We start from the raw sequence: 13857 nt of genomic DNA on the forward strand, positions 1-13857 counted from the left end.
CCAGGGGCGCGGGGAACGGCGCGGGCGACCACGACGCACCCGCAGGTGGCAGTGCACCTCCACCCCCCCCAGGGGCGCGGGGAACGGCGCGGGCGACCACGACGCACCCGCAGGTGGCAGTGCACCTCCACCCCCCCCAGGGGCGCGGGGAACGGCGCGGGTAACCACGACGCACCCGCAGGTGGCAGCGCACCCCCACACCCCCAGGGGCGCGGGGAACTGCGCGGCCGACCCCCACGCGCCCGCAGTCGGCCACGCACCTGGGCCCCCGCGGCGCGCCGCAGCAGAAGGGCTACAGCCACCCCTGGTGGCGGGCCTCGCGCATCGCCTCCATGCGGTTGCGCGTCGCCGTTTTGCCGATCGCGGAGCTGAGATAGTTGCGCACGGTCGACTCGGAGAGACGCAGTTTCGACGCGATGTCGGAGACTGTCGCCCCGTCCGCCGAAGCCTTCAGCACATCGCACTCACGCGCCGTGAGCGGATTCGGCCCCGCCCCCAGCGCCGCCGCCGCGAGCGCCGGGTCGATGACGGTCTCCCCGGTCAGCACCCGGCGGATCGCCTGCGCCAGTTCCTCCACGGGCCCGTCCTTGACGAGGAACCCCGCGGCACCCGCCTCCATGGCACGGCGCAGATAGCCGGGCCGGCCGAAGGTGGTGAGGATCAGCACCCGGCAGTCGGGCGCCTCCTGACGCAGCAGCGCGGCGGCGTCGAGCCCGCTGATCCCGGGCAGTTCGATGTCCAGCAGCGCGACATCGGGCCGGGACTCCAGGGCGGCCCCCACGATGGCGTCCCCCGTCCCGACCTGCGCCACCACGTCGATGTCGGCCTCCAGCCCGAGGAGCAGAGCCAACGCGCCCCGCATCATCCCCTGATCCTCGGCGAGCAGCACACGGATGGACTTGGCAGGCCGATGATCCTGGGGCATCTCGTTCACACCCCAACATTAGGCTGTCTCGGCTCCCCTGCTCAGGGGCCGCACTCGTGCCTTTCAGGGGCGCGGGGAACTGCGCAACCAGCCCCCACGCACCCGCACCCGCACCCGGCAAAACCACCCCCGGGCCCCCTCAGACCGCAGCCACCCCCACCGCCTCTCCCGGAAGCTCCGCCGTCACCACGAACCCGCCCCGGCTTCCAGGCCCCGCCTCCAGAGAACCCCCCGCCGCCGCAAGCCGCTCGGTCAGCCCTTTGAGCCCGGTCCCGCCGATACCCGGCAAGACGGAGGGTGAGGAACCAGGGGGCGAGGACGCGGGCACGGCGGCCGCACCCCCGCCGTCGTCCGACACCCGCACCCGCACCCGCTCCGACCCCCCGTCCACCGTGATCGAGCAGCGGCGGGCGCCGCTGTGCCGCACCGCATTGGTGACGGCCTCCCGCACGACCCACCCGAGCAGCGCCTCCGCCTGCGCGGACAACGGCGGCCCCGACTGCCGTACGACGGGTTCGATCCCCGCGGCCTTGAGCGCCGACCGCGCCCGGTCCAGGTCGGTGGCCAGACTGCCCTCGCGGTACCCCGTGACCGCCTCACGGATCTCGGTGAGCGCCTGCCGGCCGACCGACTCGATGTCGGAGACCTGGACGAGCGCCGCGTCCAGGTCCCGGTGGGCGAGGCGCCGGGCCGCCTCGGACTTCACGACGATGACGGAGAGCGTGTGGCCGAGCAGGTCGTGCAGGTCGCGGGAGAACCGCAGCCGCTCCTTCTCGACGGCCTGGTGCGCCAACTCCTCGCGCGCGGCCCGCAGTTCGCGTACGGCGTCGGACAGGGACAGGATCGCGGCGGTCACCATCGTGGACAGGAACGTGCCGTACGCGACGTTCACCGCGCCCCAGCCGTCCCGCACCCCCGCCACGACGCCGGCGAGCACGCTCAGTCCGACCCCGGTCCTGCCGAGCCACGGCCCGCGGACGATCGCGCCCGCGGCGAGCCCGAGCAGCGGGAAGAAGAGGAGCCAGCTGCCCCCGTACAGACCGCCGAGGAGGCAGGTCACCACGCCCAGCGCGATCAGCGCGCCCCGGGTGGAGCGGGCCTCGCGGGCTTCCTTGGTGAAGGCGCGGAACACCACCTGGATGTAGAGGGAGTTGAAGACGAGGAGTCCGATGCCGCCGATCCACGGGTTCGGGGTCCTGCCCTGGAAGAGGTTGGAGAAGGCGCCCATTCCCATGAGGAGCCAGGGCAGCAGCGCGAAACCGCTGGGCGGCGGGCCCAGGTGCTCGGGGAGCCTCGCGTTCCTGTGCCCGGTCCGCTCCTCCCGCCGTTCGGCCATCCGGCAACTGACGCTCCGCAACCAGGACATCTGCCCGGCCCCCGTTCCTGTGCCCGTGCCTGTACGTGTACGTGTACGCCTGCGTGTACCTGTTCCCGATTCCGTTCAGACGGTCCGCGCGGTCCTGCGGTACGAGACCACAGCGTACGAGCCGAAGAGCAGCAGCCAGCCGGTCAGCACCAGGACGGCCGCGAGCGCGGGCGCCCGCCCGTCGGCGACGGCCGTACCGAGCTGTGCGAAGCGGTTCGTGGGGGTGTAGGACGACAGCGACCGCAGCCAGCCGGGGAACAGGGCCAGGGGGAACCACAGCCCGCCGACCACCGCGAGCGTCAGGTTGCACACCATGTTCACCACGCCGGTGGCCTGCGCGGTCAGCCGGTAGCCGTTGCCGAGCCCGAGCAGGGTGAAGGGCACCGAGCCGAGCCACAGCGCCAGCGCGACGACCGCCCACTTCCAGGCGTCCATCCGTACGCCGTTGACCAGGCCGCCCGCCGCGAGGACCGCGACGATTGCGGGCAGGACCGTCACCGCGCCGGTCAGCGCACGCCCCGTGACCACCTGGCGCGGGCTCATCGGAGTGATCCGCAGTTGTCGCAGCCAGCCGGTCGTGCGGTCCTCGGCGACCCCGCCGCCGGTGTTCAGGGCCGAGCCCATCGCCCCGTACGCGGCCATGCCGATCATGGACGCGGTCTTCCAGTCGGCGTCGGCGCCGCCCCCGAGGTTCGTGAACAGCAGGTACATCACCACCGGCATCACGACCCCGCCGATCATGAAGCCGACGTCGCGCAGGGTCCGGCGCACTTCGAGCCGCAGATAGTCGAGCATCATCACACCGTCTCCAGGGAAGCGGGCTGTGCCACCGTGTCGGAGGCCGAGTCGGAGGCCGAGTCGGAGGCCGAGGGAGAGGTCGAGCCGCTGGCCGTGGCGGTCAGCGCCAGGAACGCGTCGTCCAGCGAGGCCGGAGCGACCTCCAGGCCCCGTATCGCACCTCGTTCGGCCAGCGCGATCACCGTCGCGTCCGGGTCGTCGGTCCGCAGCCGGGCCCGGTCACCCCGGACCTCCAGGGAGACCACGCCGGGCAGCAGCGACAGCCCGTCCGTACCTGCACCCGCGAGGTCGAAGGCGACGAGACTGCCGCCGGCGGCCCGTCTGAGCTGCTCGCCGGTGCCGTCGGCGACGATCCGCCCGTGGTCGACGACCACGATCCGGTCGGCGTTGGCGTCCGCCTCCTCCAGGTAGTGCGTGGAGAACAGGACGGTGTGGCCGTGGCGCGCGTACGCCCGCATCGAGTCCCAGAAGGCGTACCGGGCCTCCACGTCCAGCGCGGCGGTCGGTTCGTCCAGCACGATCAGCGCGGGGTTCCCGACGAGGGCGACCGCGAACCGCACCCGCTGGGTCTGGCCCCCGGAGAGCCGGTCGACGCGCCGCCCGGCCAGTTCGGCGACGCCGGCCAGCGTCAGCGCCTCCCGGACGGGCATCGGCGCGGGATAGGTGCGGGCCACGAACCCGATCAGCTCACCCACCGTCACCCGCGGCACGGGCCGCGCGTCCTGCAGCATGGCACCGACCCGGCCGGCCCGTACGGCGTGCTCCGGAGCGGCGCCGAAGAGGCGGACGGTGCCCTCGTCGGGCTCGTTCAGGCCCAGCAGGAGGGAGAGCGCGGTGGACTTGCCCGCGCCGTTGCGGCCGAGCAGTGCGACCGTCTCGCCGCGGGCGATCTCCAGGTCGACCCCGTCCACGGCCCGTACCGCACCGAAGGCCTTGACCGCCCCCGTCATCCGTACCGCCGCCGTCCCCGTCGACGTCTCCGCCGCCGTCTCCGTCCTCGGCCCCGTCCTCGTTCCTGCCGTCGTCCCCGTCTTCGTCATGGGAACGACGCTACGGAGCGGCGGGCGGGGCGCGGCAGATGCGCATGTACGGACTCGGGCAGGACAAATGTCATGGCCGGGGCACAGCCAGGGCGCCGCAGGGGCGCTGCCGGGACTCGGGAGTGCGTGCGGTCACGCCGCTATCTGACATGGCGTCAGGAGTCTTCACATGTGCCCGGGGCTCGGCTATACAGGGGATCGCCGGTACTGGAACGCGTTCTAGAACAGGCGGGTTCCAGGTTCCCCGGCCCGGAGTCGACCTCGGTGCGACCGACGGTGCGGACGGCCGCATCGAGGTCTTCCCGTGTTCTCCCGTGCCCGTCCGTGTTCTCCGCGCGGCAGTCAGGAGCCCCATGCCCATCGACGTTGCCCAGGCCCTCGCGGCCGAGCCCCGGTCCGCCGGGATCGCCTGGGGTCACAAGGACGTCCAGCTCTACCACCTCGGCGTCGGCGCCGGCGCGAACCCCGACCGGGACGACCCCGCGACCGACCCCGACGAACTGCGCTACACCCTGGAGTCCCGGCTGCACGTCCTGCCGAGCTTCGCGACCGTCGCGGGCGCGGGCTCCCCGGGCGTGATCAGCGGCCTCTCCATGCCGGGCGTCGACGTCAACCTCGCGCACGTCCTGCACGGCGGCCAGACCGTCACGCTGCACCGGCCGATCCCGGTCGCCGGTGAGGCGGTCGCCACCGCCCGGATCGCCGCCGTGTACGACAAGGGCAAGGCCGCCATCCTCGTCGTACGCACCGAGGTCGCCGACGCGGACGGGCCGCTCTGGACCAACGACGCGCAGATCTTCGTACGCGGCGAAGGCGGTTTCGGCGGCGACCGGGGCCCCTCCACGCGCCCCGAACCGCCGACGGGCGCCCCGGACCGGACCGTCGAACGCCCGATCCGCGCGGACCAGGCCCTCCTGTACCGGCTCTCCGGCGACTGGAACCCGCTGCACGCCGACCCCGAGTTCGCCAAGCTCGCCGGCTTCGACCGCCCGATCCTGCACGGACTGTGCACGTACGGGATGACGCTGAAGGCGGTCGTGGACACCGTGCTCGGCGGCGATGTCACCCGGGTCCGCTCCTGCGCCACGCGCTTCGCCGGGGTGGTGTACCCGGGGGAGACCCTGCGCGTGCGCATGTGGGAGGAGGACGGCCGGGTCCGGGTGACGGCGGGCGCGGCCGAACGCGACGACGCGCCCGTCCTCACCGACACCGTCGTCGAACACACCTGAGCGTCCCGAGGACGAGGGGCGCGTGCCGTCCGAACGTTTCGCAGCTTTCGCACGTTCCGCACGTTTCCGAGGGGAGCCGCACCATGCGCGCAGCCGTACTGCACGAGATCGGCCAGGACAAGCTGGAGATATTCGACGACGTCGAGGCGACGGGCTTCGGACCGGGCCGGGTACGCATCCGGGTGCGGGCCACCGGCCTGTGCCACTCGGACCTCTCGGCGATGGCCGGGGTACTGCCGCAGCCCGCGCCCTTCATCCCCGGGCACGAGGGGGCCGGTGAGGTCCTGGAGGTCGGCGAGGGTGTCACGAACGTCAAGGCCGGTGACCGGGTCGTCGTCTGCTGGCTGCCCGCGTGCGGCGCGTGTCCCGCCTGCAAGCGCGGCCAGACCGAACTGTGTCTCGCCGGGTTCATGAACGCCGGCACGCCCAACTTCAAGCGCCCCGGCGGCGATGTGTTCGGCTTCGCGGGCACCGGGACCTTCACCGAGGAGGTCGTCGTCGACGCGGGCTGCGCCGTGCCGATCCCGGACGACGTGCCCTTCGACATCGCCGCGCTCATCGGCTGCGGGGTCACCACGGGGCTCGGCGCCGCCCTCAACACCGCTGACGTGGAGGCCGGTTCGTCGGTCGCCGTCATCGGCTGCGGAGGCGTCGGCATCTCCGCGATCCAGGGCGCGCGGCTCCGCGGAGCGGCGGAGATCGTCGCCGTCGACCCCGTGCTCTCGCGCCGCGAGGCCGCGCTGAGGTTCGGCGCGACCAAGGCCGTCTCGCCCGACGAACTCCCCGACGCCAAGCAGTCGGTGACCGCGGGCGAGGGCTTCGACTACGTCTTCGAGGTCGTCGGCCGCTCCGCCACCGCCCGCACGGCGTACGAGAACACCCGCCGCGGCGGCACGCTGGTCGTCGTCGGCGCGGGCGCCATGGACGACTTCCTGCAGCTCAACATGTTCGAGCTGTTCTTCGACGAGAAGCGGATCCTGCCGTCCATGTACGGCGGGGGGGACGTCCTGCGGTCGTACGAGCGGACCATCGCGCTGTGGCGCGCCGGACGCATCGACCTGGAGGGCCTGATCACACACCGGGTGCCGCTCACCGACATCAACGAGGCGCTCGACCAGATGCGTACGGGGGTCTCGCTGCGTACGTGCATCGAGATCTGACGCTGCTGCGTCCACTGCTGTCGCTGTCGCTGTCGCTGTCGCTGTTGTTGCCGTTGCCGTTGCCGTTGCCCCGAACCTCCGGTCACGGCCGGTCGAGCCGAAGGGACTTCCATGTCATTGCCACGTCTGCCGCATCCGCCCCTTCTGCCGCTTGAGGGGCGGGCCGCGGTCGTCACGGGGGCCGGACGCGGGCTCGGCCGGGCGGAGGCACTGGAACTGGCCCGGCTGGGGGCCGCTGTCGTCGTCAACGACTACGGACAGCCCGGCCGGGACGGATCCGGCGACGCGTCGGCCGGGCCCGCCGAGGAGGTCGCCGCCGAGATCCGGGCGGCGGGCGGCCGCGCGCTCGCGCACACGGGGGACGTGGCCGACCACGAACAGGCGCGGGAACTGGTCGAGTTGACGGTCGCCGAGTTCGGGCAGCTCGACATCCTCGTCAACAACGCGGGCATCCTGCGGGACCGGATGGTCTTCTCCATGTCCGAGGACGAGTGGGACTCGGTGATCCGCGTCCATCTGAAGGGCCACTTCAACACCACCCACTTCGCGTCCGCGCACTGGCGGGCACGGTCCAAGGCGGCGGACGCGCCGGTGTACGGGCGGATCGTGAACACCTCCTCGGAGGCGTTCCTCGCGGGCTCCGCGGGACAGCCCAACTACGCCGCCGCGAAAGGCGGGATCGTCGGTCTGACGACCTCGACGGCGCTGGCACTGGCCAAGTACGGCGTCACGGCGAACGTGATCTGCCCGCGGGCCCGGACCCGGATGACGGCGGACGTCTTCGCGGGCTTCCAGGAGCCAGGGGAGGGGCAGGGGGCTGGAGGGCGGGAAGCGCTCGATCCGCTCGCGCCCGAGCATGTCGCCCCGCTTGTCGGCTACTTGGCCTCGCCTGCCGCGCGACACGTCAACGGCCAGCTGCTCGTCGTGCACGGCGGGATGGTCGCCGTCGTCGAACGGCCGCGGGTGGCGGCGAAGTTCGACACCAAGCAGGACGCCTTCACGTACGACGAACTGGACGCGCTGCTCACGCCGCACTACGCGGACCGGCCGCGGGGGGAGACGTTCGCGGCGGCGGAGGTACTGGGCCTGAAGCACGAGTAGCTCTCGCAGCACGAGCAGCCAAGGATCTGCTGCCCCCATGCGGAACGGCCCCGCCCGACGAGTGTCGGACGGGGCCGTGTCGTGTCGCGGCCCGTGGTGTGGTCAGGCCCCTGAGTCGTGCTGCTCGGCCGGCCTGCGGTGCCGGCCACGGGGGATCGCCCCGTCCTCCTGTGCGGAGACGGGCCCCCGGTGCCGGCCCTGGCCACCGTCGTCGTCGGCCTGGGCCGACATCCCCCGCGGGTCGGTGACCGTCGTCTCCATGGTGTTCGTTTCGCTCATCTGGAATTCACCCCGTCAGCAAGATCCTTCGGTACAGCGCCGGAGATTCTAACGGTCGGTTGTGACCGACCTGAGGGGTGGTCGGGGCTACTCGGTGGTCACTTTGAGAGAACTCGGCGACGGCCCGCCCCCGGCGCCCACCCGAAGCCCCCGAAAGTCAGCAGGCGCCTCACAACTGACCCGCTCCACACGGAGTGGCTGCGCCGGCTCGGGGGGTCGGGAGTGGACACCGGGGGGTGTCGGGGGAGGGGCGGTGGGGCGGAGCGCGGGGAGGAGGGAGTTGGTCTCGGGCCCGGCGCCTGAAGCGGTGCTGGGCTTGGAACCGGCACCGGAACCAGAGCCGAACTCGGAGCCGGCGTCCCTGCGCGGGGCGTCGTCCGGCGTACTGCCTGGATCCCCCTCGGGGGCTCCGGCGGAACTTCCGCCAGGAGCCTGGCGGAGGGCCAGAGCCCGGGCCGCAGCTTGGCTTTCCGCCGTGGCCCGGTCGGGGGTCGCGCCCGGGACGCCGTCGAGCACGGCGACGCGAGCGCCGCCCGCGGGCGTGTCCAGGTCCCGGCCCCGGTTCCAGTCCCGGTCCCGGTTCCCTTCCGGAGCGGGATACGAGGTCCCGCCCCGAGCGGTCCCCGGAGCCGGTTCGGGCCTCCGGGCCGAAGCGCGTTCCGGTGCGGGGGGCGACGGGTGGTTGGGAGTTGTGTCTGAGGCTCGGCCCGACGGGTGGTTCGGAGTCGTGTCCGGTGCGGGGGCCGACGGGTGGTTTGGAGTCGCGTCCGGTGCTTGGTTCATCGGGTGGTTCGGGGTCGTGTCTGAGGCTCGGCCTGAGGGGTGGTTCGGGGTCGTGTCTGAGGCTCGGCCCGACGGGCGGTTCGGAATCGCGTCCGGTGCGGGGGCCGAAGGACGGTCCGGAGCCGCGTCCGGTGCCCGGTTCGACGGGTGGTCCGGGGTGCGGTCCGGGGCGCGGTGAGGCGTCCCGCCCGGGCCCCGGCTCCTCCCCGCCGCCTGTGCCGCCCTGCGGCCCGCGAAGGCGCTTGCGACTGCTTGGGCCGTCAGCGGGGCCTGTTGGAGCGGTACCGGGCGGGTCACCCCCGGCTTCTGTTCCGGCCCCTGCCCCTGCCCCTGCTGCGGCTGCGGTTCCTGATCCGACGGGTCCCCTGGTGCTTCACCCGTAACGGTGGACCCTTCCACCGTTGCCACCCCGCACGGCACCGCCCCCGTCGCGTACGGCAGGTGGAGCACTCCGTCCCTGGTCCAGCGGCCGGAGCCGGTCAGCCAGCCCTCGGGGGGCGGGAGCTGGTGGAGGTGGCGTTCCGCCGGGCGCCAGACTCCCAGCCAGCTGCCCGAGCCACCGGCGCCGCCGTCGCCGTCGATCCGCAGCGCGACCCCGCAGCTCTCCGGCGTCAGTACCAGACCCGGCTGGATCGCGAACGGCGTGACCGTGCACCCGGCCGGCTGAAGGCACTCCGGGAAGCGGACCGGCAGCGTGCTCCCCAGCACACCCCAGCCGAGCCGTTCCTGCCCCGGGGAGGGCGCGTCCGAGCGGATCAGGAGCAGCCCGCTGTCCGCGTCCGCGAGCAGCAGCCGGTCGTTGCTCTCCTCGGAGATCTGCAGCAGCGGCGACACCTCGCCCCCGCGTTCCAGATCGACGACCACCGTCTTGGTCCTGCCCTGCGACTCCCGGTCCAGCGCGAGCAGCCGGTCCCCGCCGCCCAGCCACACCCCGCCCGAGCAGCGCCCCGGCACCTCCGCGAGATGCTCGGGCCCGAACGCGCCGCCCGCCACCAGCCACACCGCGGTCGAACCCCGGCCCACGGCAAGCGCGTACGCCCGTGTGCCGTCCGGAGCCGGTGGCAGCAGCCGCAGCTCCGTGCCCGGCTCGGGGCACTCCACCGCGCCGAGCGGCACCTCACCCGTGCCGGGACCCGTCGGGTACAGCAGGGAGAACGCGTGCCGCCCGTCGGTGAACCGGTGGATGAGCACGCGCCCGTCCGCCATCGGCAGCACCTCCGTGCCGGGCTCCTCCGGCTGGTTGCCCGGCAGGGGCACGGCGTAGGGCTCAGGGCCGTCCAGCGTCCAGCGCTCCGGGAACCAGGACTCGCCGCTGCGGGCCAGCCGGGCCGCGTACGCCCCGTCGACGGTGATCACGCACCCCGCCCGCGTGGCCCTTCCGTTCTCGGACGCCGCGGACTCGATCGCACAGGCCGCCATCGTTCGGTCACCTCCGGCGACGAAACTAGTTTTCGCACGCACAGTCGTGGGACCCGCGGGCAGCCCCTTCACACATAAGAGTGGCCGCCTTCCGATTCGCCTGAGGGAACGGGGGCGGGTGTGCTCGACGGGAGCGAAGGTGCTCATGGTCGGGGCCGCGCCGAGCAGACCGGGATCACCGTGCCTGACAGGCGTCGGGCAGGCGTCGGGCGGGCGCCGGGGCGGGCGGCCGGCACGGCGTCGCGCGGTCGCGGCCGGTCGAGTCACCCGCGACCGGTGGGGCACGGACACAAGGCAGGTAGCCTTTTGTTCGTGCCCCGTCTGTCTGAAGCAATCGCCGCGCTCGACGCCCTCTGGCCCCCCGGGAGCGCGGAGGCATGGGACGCGGTCGGGACGGTCTGCGGAGACCCCGACCAGCAGGTCTCCCGTGTCCTGTTCGCCGTCGACCCGGTCCAGGAGATCGTGGACGAGGCGGTGAAGCTGGGCGCCGACCTGCTGGTCACCCACCATCCGCTCTATCTGCGCGGTACGACGACGGTCGCGGCCTCCACCTTCAAGGGCCGGGCCGTGCACACGCTCATCAAGAACGACATCGCGCTGCACGTCGCCCACACGAACGCCGACCGCGCCGACCCGGGGGTGAGCGACGCCCTCGCGGGCGCGCTGGACCTGCGGGTCGTACGTCCCCTGGTGCCGGACCCCGCCGACCCGGCGGGCCGCCGGGGCCTCGGGCGCGTCTGCGAACTGGACCACCCGGTCACCGTCCGCGAGTTCGCCGCGCGCGCCGCCGAACGCCTGCCCGCGACGGCGCAGGGCATCAGGGTGGCGGGCGACCCGGAGGCACTGCTGCGGACCGTCGCGGTCAGCGGCGGCTCCGGCGACAGCCTCTTCGAGGACGTACGCGCCGCGGGCGTGGACGCCTTCCTCACCGCGGACCTGCGCCACCACCCGGCGTCCGAGGCCCGCGCCCACAGTCCTCTCGCGCTGCTCGACGCGGCGCACTGGGCCACCGAGTGGCCCTGGTGCGAGCTGGCCGCAGCCCAGCTCGACGAGATTTCCGACCGTCACGGCTGGGGCCTGCGGGTCCATGTCTCGAAGACGGTCACCGATCCGTGGAACTCCCACTCCCCTTCACCTGGAGCCCCCAACTGAACGCCGCGCCCGCCGACCAGATCCGACTCCTCGACGTACAGTCCCTCGACGCCCGCCTCCAGCAGCTCGCCCACAAGCGGCGTTCGCTGCCGGAGCACGACGAGATCGAGTCGCTGACCAAGGACCTCACGCAGCTGCGTGACCTGCTCGTCGCCGCCCAGACCGAGGAGAGCGACTGCTCCCGCGAGCAGACCAAGGCGGAGCAGGACGTCGACCAGGTGCGCCAGCGTGCCTCGCGCGACCAGCAGCGGCTGGACTCCGGCGCCGTCACGTCCCCGAAGGACCTGGAGAACCTCCAGCGCGAGATCACCTCGCTGGCCAAGCGGCAGGGTGACCTTGAGGACGTCGTCCTGGAGATCATGGAACGCCGCGAGTCCGCGCAGGAGCGGGTCGCCGAGCTGACCGGGCGGGTCTCGTCCGTCCAGTCGAAGATCGACGACGCGACGGGCCGGCGGGACGCGTCCTACGAGTCCTTCGACGGAGAGAGCGCGACGCTACAGAAGGAGCGCGAGGTCGTCGCGGGCTCCGTCCCCGCGGACCTCCTGAAGCTCTACGAGAAGCTCCGCGAGCAGCAGGGCGGCGTCGGCGCGGCCCGCCTCTACCAGCGCCGCTGCGAGGGCTGCCGCCTGGAGCTCAACATCACCGAGGTGAACGAGGTGAAGGCGGCGGCCCCGGACCAGGTCCTCCGCTGCGAGAACTGCCGCCGCATCCTGATCCGCACATCGGAGTCGGGCCTGTAACCCCCGCCCCGGGGGCCCCGGTGGGGCCCCGTAAGGGGCGCGGGGAACGGCGCGCCCAGCCACGACGGCCGGTGAGCCGAATGCCGATCCCCGCCTGCGGCTTCGGGCGGCAGCCGGGCGGGCCTCGGTCAGGGCCCCGTAAGGGGCGCGGGGAACTGCGCGGCCAGCCACGACGGGCCGTCAGCCGGACCACAACCCCCGTACCACCGACGTACAGGCAGCCAAGAACATGACCCGCCCCCCAGACCTGGGCACCCCCACCACCCTCCTGCTCCTCCGCCACGGCGAAACCCCCCTCACCCCGCAGAAGCGCTTCTCCGGAAGCGGAAGCGGACGCGGAGGTGGGAGCGGGGCAGGCGCCCCCACCGACCCACCCCTCTCGGACACCGGCCGCCACCAGGCGGAGCGCGTCGCCACCGCCCTGGCCGCACGCGGCACCGCACCCGGCAGGGAACGCGGCAGGGAACGCGGCGCCGTACAGGCCATCGTGTCCTCCCCCCTGACCCGCTGTCGCGAAACCGCCGCGTTCGCAGCCGCCCGCCTGGACCTGGACGTACACATCGAGGACGGCCTCCGCGAGACGGACTTCGGCGCCTGGGAGGGCCTGACCTTCGCGGAGGTACGGGAGCGCCACCCGGACGACATGAAAGCCTGGCTGGCCTCACCGGACGCCGAACCGACCGGCGGCGGCGAGAGTTTCGAGGCGGTGGCGCGGCGTGTGGCGGCTGCCCGGGACGGGCTGCTCGCGGCGTACGCGGGCCGTACGGTGCTCGTCGTGTCGCACGTGACGCCGATCAAGACGTTGGTGCGGCTGGCGCTGGGCGCCCCGCCGGAGGCCCTGTTCCGGATGGAACTGGCTGCGGCGTCGCTCTCGGAGGTGGCGTATTACGCGGACGGGAACGCGAGTGTGCGGTTGCTGAACGAGGTCACTGCGTTGAGCTCTTGAGGGGCCGGTCGCTGGCCGGGTGCGGGCCGGTGGGGGTTGCTCGCGCAGTTCCCCGCGCCCCTTCGGGGGATCGGTTGTTCGTCGGCTGTAGGCCGGTGAGGGCTGGTCGCGCCGTTCCCCGCGCCCCTTGGAGGGGAACCGTCGTTTGTCGGGTGCGGGCCGGTGGGGGTTGCCCGCGCCGTTCCCCGCGCCCCCTCGGGGCGCCCCAAGAGGCGCCCTACGGGCGCAACCTCGCCGCCTCTCGGGCGAGGGATTCCACCCGGGCCCAGTCGCCGGAGGCGGTCGCGTCCGACGGGAGCATCCAGCTTCCGCCCACGCAGAGGACGTTCGGCAGGGCCAGGTACTCGGGGGCGACGGCGGGGCCGATACCGCCCGTCGGGCAGAAGCGGGCCTGCGGCAGCGGCCCGGCCAGCGACTTGAGATACGCCGTGCCGCCGGCCGCCTGAGCCGGGAAGAACTTCATCTCGCGCACCCCGCGCTCCAGCAGCGCCACGACCTCCGACGTCGTCGACACCCCCGGCAGGAACGGCACCCCGGACGCCTTCATCGCGTCGAGCAGTACGTCCGTCCAGCCGGGGCTGACGAGGAACCGCGCCCCGGCGGCCACGCAGTCCGTCACCTGGGCGGGCGAGATGACCGTGCCCGCACCGACCACCGCCCCCGGCACCTCGTCCGCGATCGCCCGGATCGCGTCGAGCGCCACCGGCGTCCGCAGCGTCACCTCGATCGCGGGCAGCCCGCCCGCGACGAGCGCCCGCGCCAGCGGAACGGCGTCCGCGAGGTCCTCGACGACGACCACGGGCACGACGGGCGCGAGTTCGAGCACAGGGAGGGGCGACGGTGACGGCGAGGGCGACGAGGGCAGCGGCGAAGGCGACATGCCGTCATCCTGCCCTCGGCACGCAGTATGCGCAAAGGT

The 13857-nt window shown here is 73.2% G+C and carries 12 protein-coding genes and 1 pseudogene; 6 read left to right on the forward strand and 7 right to left on the reverse strand.

What is annotated here, in order from left to right; genetic code table 11:
- Positions 1-292 precede the first annotated feature (292 nt).
- The 4 genes from ACFWGJ_RS08155 to ACFWGJ_RS08170 all read right to left on the reverse strand — a co-directional run bounded on the left by ACFWGJ_RS08155 (position 293) and on the right by ACFWGJ_RS08170 (position 4039).
- Complete coding sequence (locus ACFWGJ_RS08155; protein ID WP_387321808.1) at positions 293-925, reverse strand: response regulator; 633 nt, start codon at positions 923-925, stop codon at positions 293-295.
- Between the two features lie 139 nt (positions 926-1064).
- Positions 1065-2291 carry a sensor histidine kinase gene (locus ACFWGJ_RS08160; protein ID WP_387321772.1) on the reverse strand — a complete coding sequence of 409 codons (1227 nt, stop codon included), beginning with the start codon at positions 2289-2291 and terminating at the stop codon, positions 1065-1067.
- A 75-nt stretch (positions 2292-2366) separates the two neighbouring features.
- Positions 2367-3086 (reverse strand): ABC transporter permease, encoded by a 720-nt coding sequence (locus tag ACFWGJ_RS08165; RefSeq protein WP_387321809.1) that lies wholly within the window; start codon positions 3084-3086, stop codon positions 2367-2369.
- A gap of 2 nt (positions 3087-3088) precedes the next feature.
- Positions 3089-4039 (reverse strand): ABC transporter ATP-binding protein, encoded by a 951-nt coding sequence (locus tag ACFWGJ_RS08170; RefSeq protein WP_387321810.1) that lies wholly within the window; start codon positions 4037-4039, stop codon positions 3089-3091.
- A gap of 443 nt (positions 4040-4482) precedes the next feature.
- Between ACFWGJ_RS08170 and ACFWGJ_RS08175 the strand changes: the two genes are divergently transcribed.
- From ACFWGJ_RS08175 to ACFWGJ_RS08185, 3 genes are all read left to right on the forward strand, one after another.
- Positions 4483-5358, forward strand: a complete 876-nt coding sequence (locus tag ACFWGJ_RS08175) for a MaoC/PaaZ C-terminal domain-containing protein (protein WP_387321774.1) — start codon at positions 4483-4485, stop codon at positions 5356-5358.
- 83 nt (positions 5359-5441) lie between these two features.
- Complete coding sequence (locus ACFWGJ_RS08180; protein WP_387321775.1) at positions 5442-6518, forward strand: Zn-dependent alcohol dehydrogenase; 1077 nt, start codon at positions 5442-5444, stop codon at positions 6516-6518.
- A gap of 111 nt (positions 6519-6629) precedes the next feature.
- The gene (locus tag ACFWGJ_RS08185; protein WP_387321776.1) at positions 6630-7619 is read left to right on the forward strand and encodes a 3-oxoacyl-ACP reductase; all 990 of its coding nucleotides are present in this window, start codon (positions 6630-6632) and stop codon (positions 7617-7619) included.
- Between the two features lie 102 nt (positions 7620-7721).
- Here ACFWGJ_RS08185 and ACFWGJ_RS08190 read toward each other — a convergent pair whose 3' ends face one another.
- Positions 7722-7898 (reverse strand): hypothetical protein, encoded by a 177-nt coding sequence (locus ACFWGJ_RS08190; protein WP_387321777.1) that lies wholly within the window; start codon positions 7896-7898, stop codon positions 7722-7724.
- Between the two features lie 87 nt (positions 7899-7985).
- Positions 7986-10100, reverse strand: coding sequence for a hypothetical protein (locus ACFWGJ_RS08195; protein WP_387321778.1), 2115 nt, complete (start codon positions 10098-10100; stop codon positions 7986-7988).
- Between the two features lie 312 nt (positions 10101-10412).
- Here ACFWGJ_RS08195 and ACFWGJ_RS08200 point away from each other — a divergent pair, with 312 nt between their 5' ends.
- From ACFWGJ_RS08200 to ACFWGJ_RS08210, 3 genes and pseudogenes are all read left to right on the forward strand, one after another.
- Positions 10413-11252, forward strand: coding sequence for a Nif3-like dinuclear metal center hexameric protein (locus tag ACFWGJ_RS08200; RefSeq protein ID WP_387321779.1), 840 nt, complete (start codon positions 10413-10415; stop codon positions 11250-11252).
- Entirely contained in the window at positions 11249-11992 is a 744-nt protein-coding gene (locus tag ACFWGJ_RS08205) for a zinc ribbon domain-containing protein (RefSeq protein WP_387321811.1), read from the forward strand. The genes ACFWGJ_RS08200 and ACFWGJ_RS08205 overlap by 4 nt, the downstream gene beginning before the upstream one ends.
- A 145-nt stretch (positions 11993-12137) precedes the next feature.
- Positions 12138-12938, forward strand: a pseudogene (locus ACFWGJ_RS08210) (histidine phosphatase family protein); the annotation flags it as partial.
- Positions 12939-13155: 217 nt separating this feature from the next.
- Here the strand turns inward: ACFWGJ_RS08210 and eda are convergent.
- Entirely contained in the window at positions 13156-13818 is a 663-nt protein-coding gene (gene eda, locus ACFWGJ_RS08215; RefSeq protein WP_387321780.1) for a bifunctional 4-hydroxy-2-oxoglutarate aldolase/2-dehydro-3-deoxy-phosphogluconate aldolase, read from the reverse strand.
- Positions 13819-13857: the final 39 nt, after the last annotated feature.

It is taken from the genome of Streptomyces sp. NPDC060205 (genome assembly GCF_042728395.1).
In the GTDB taxonomy this organism is placed as follows: domain Bacteria; phylum Actinomycetota; class Actinomycetes; order Streptomycetales; family Streptomycetaceae; genus Streptomyces.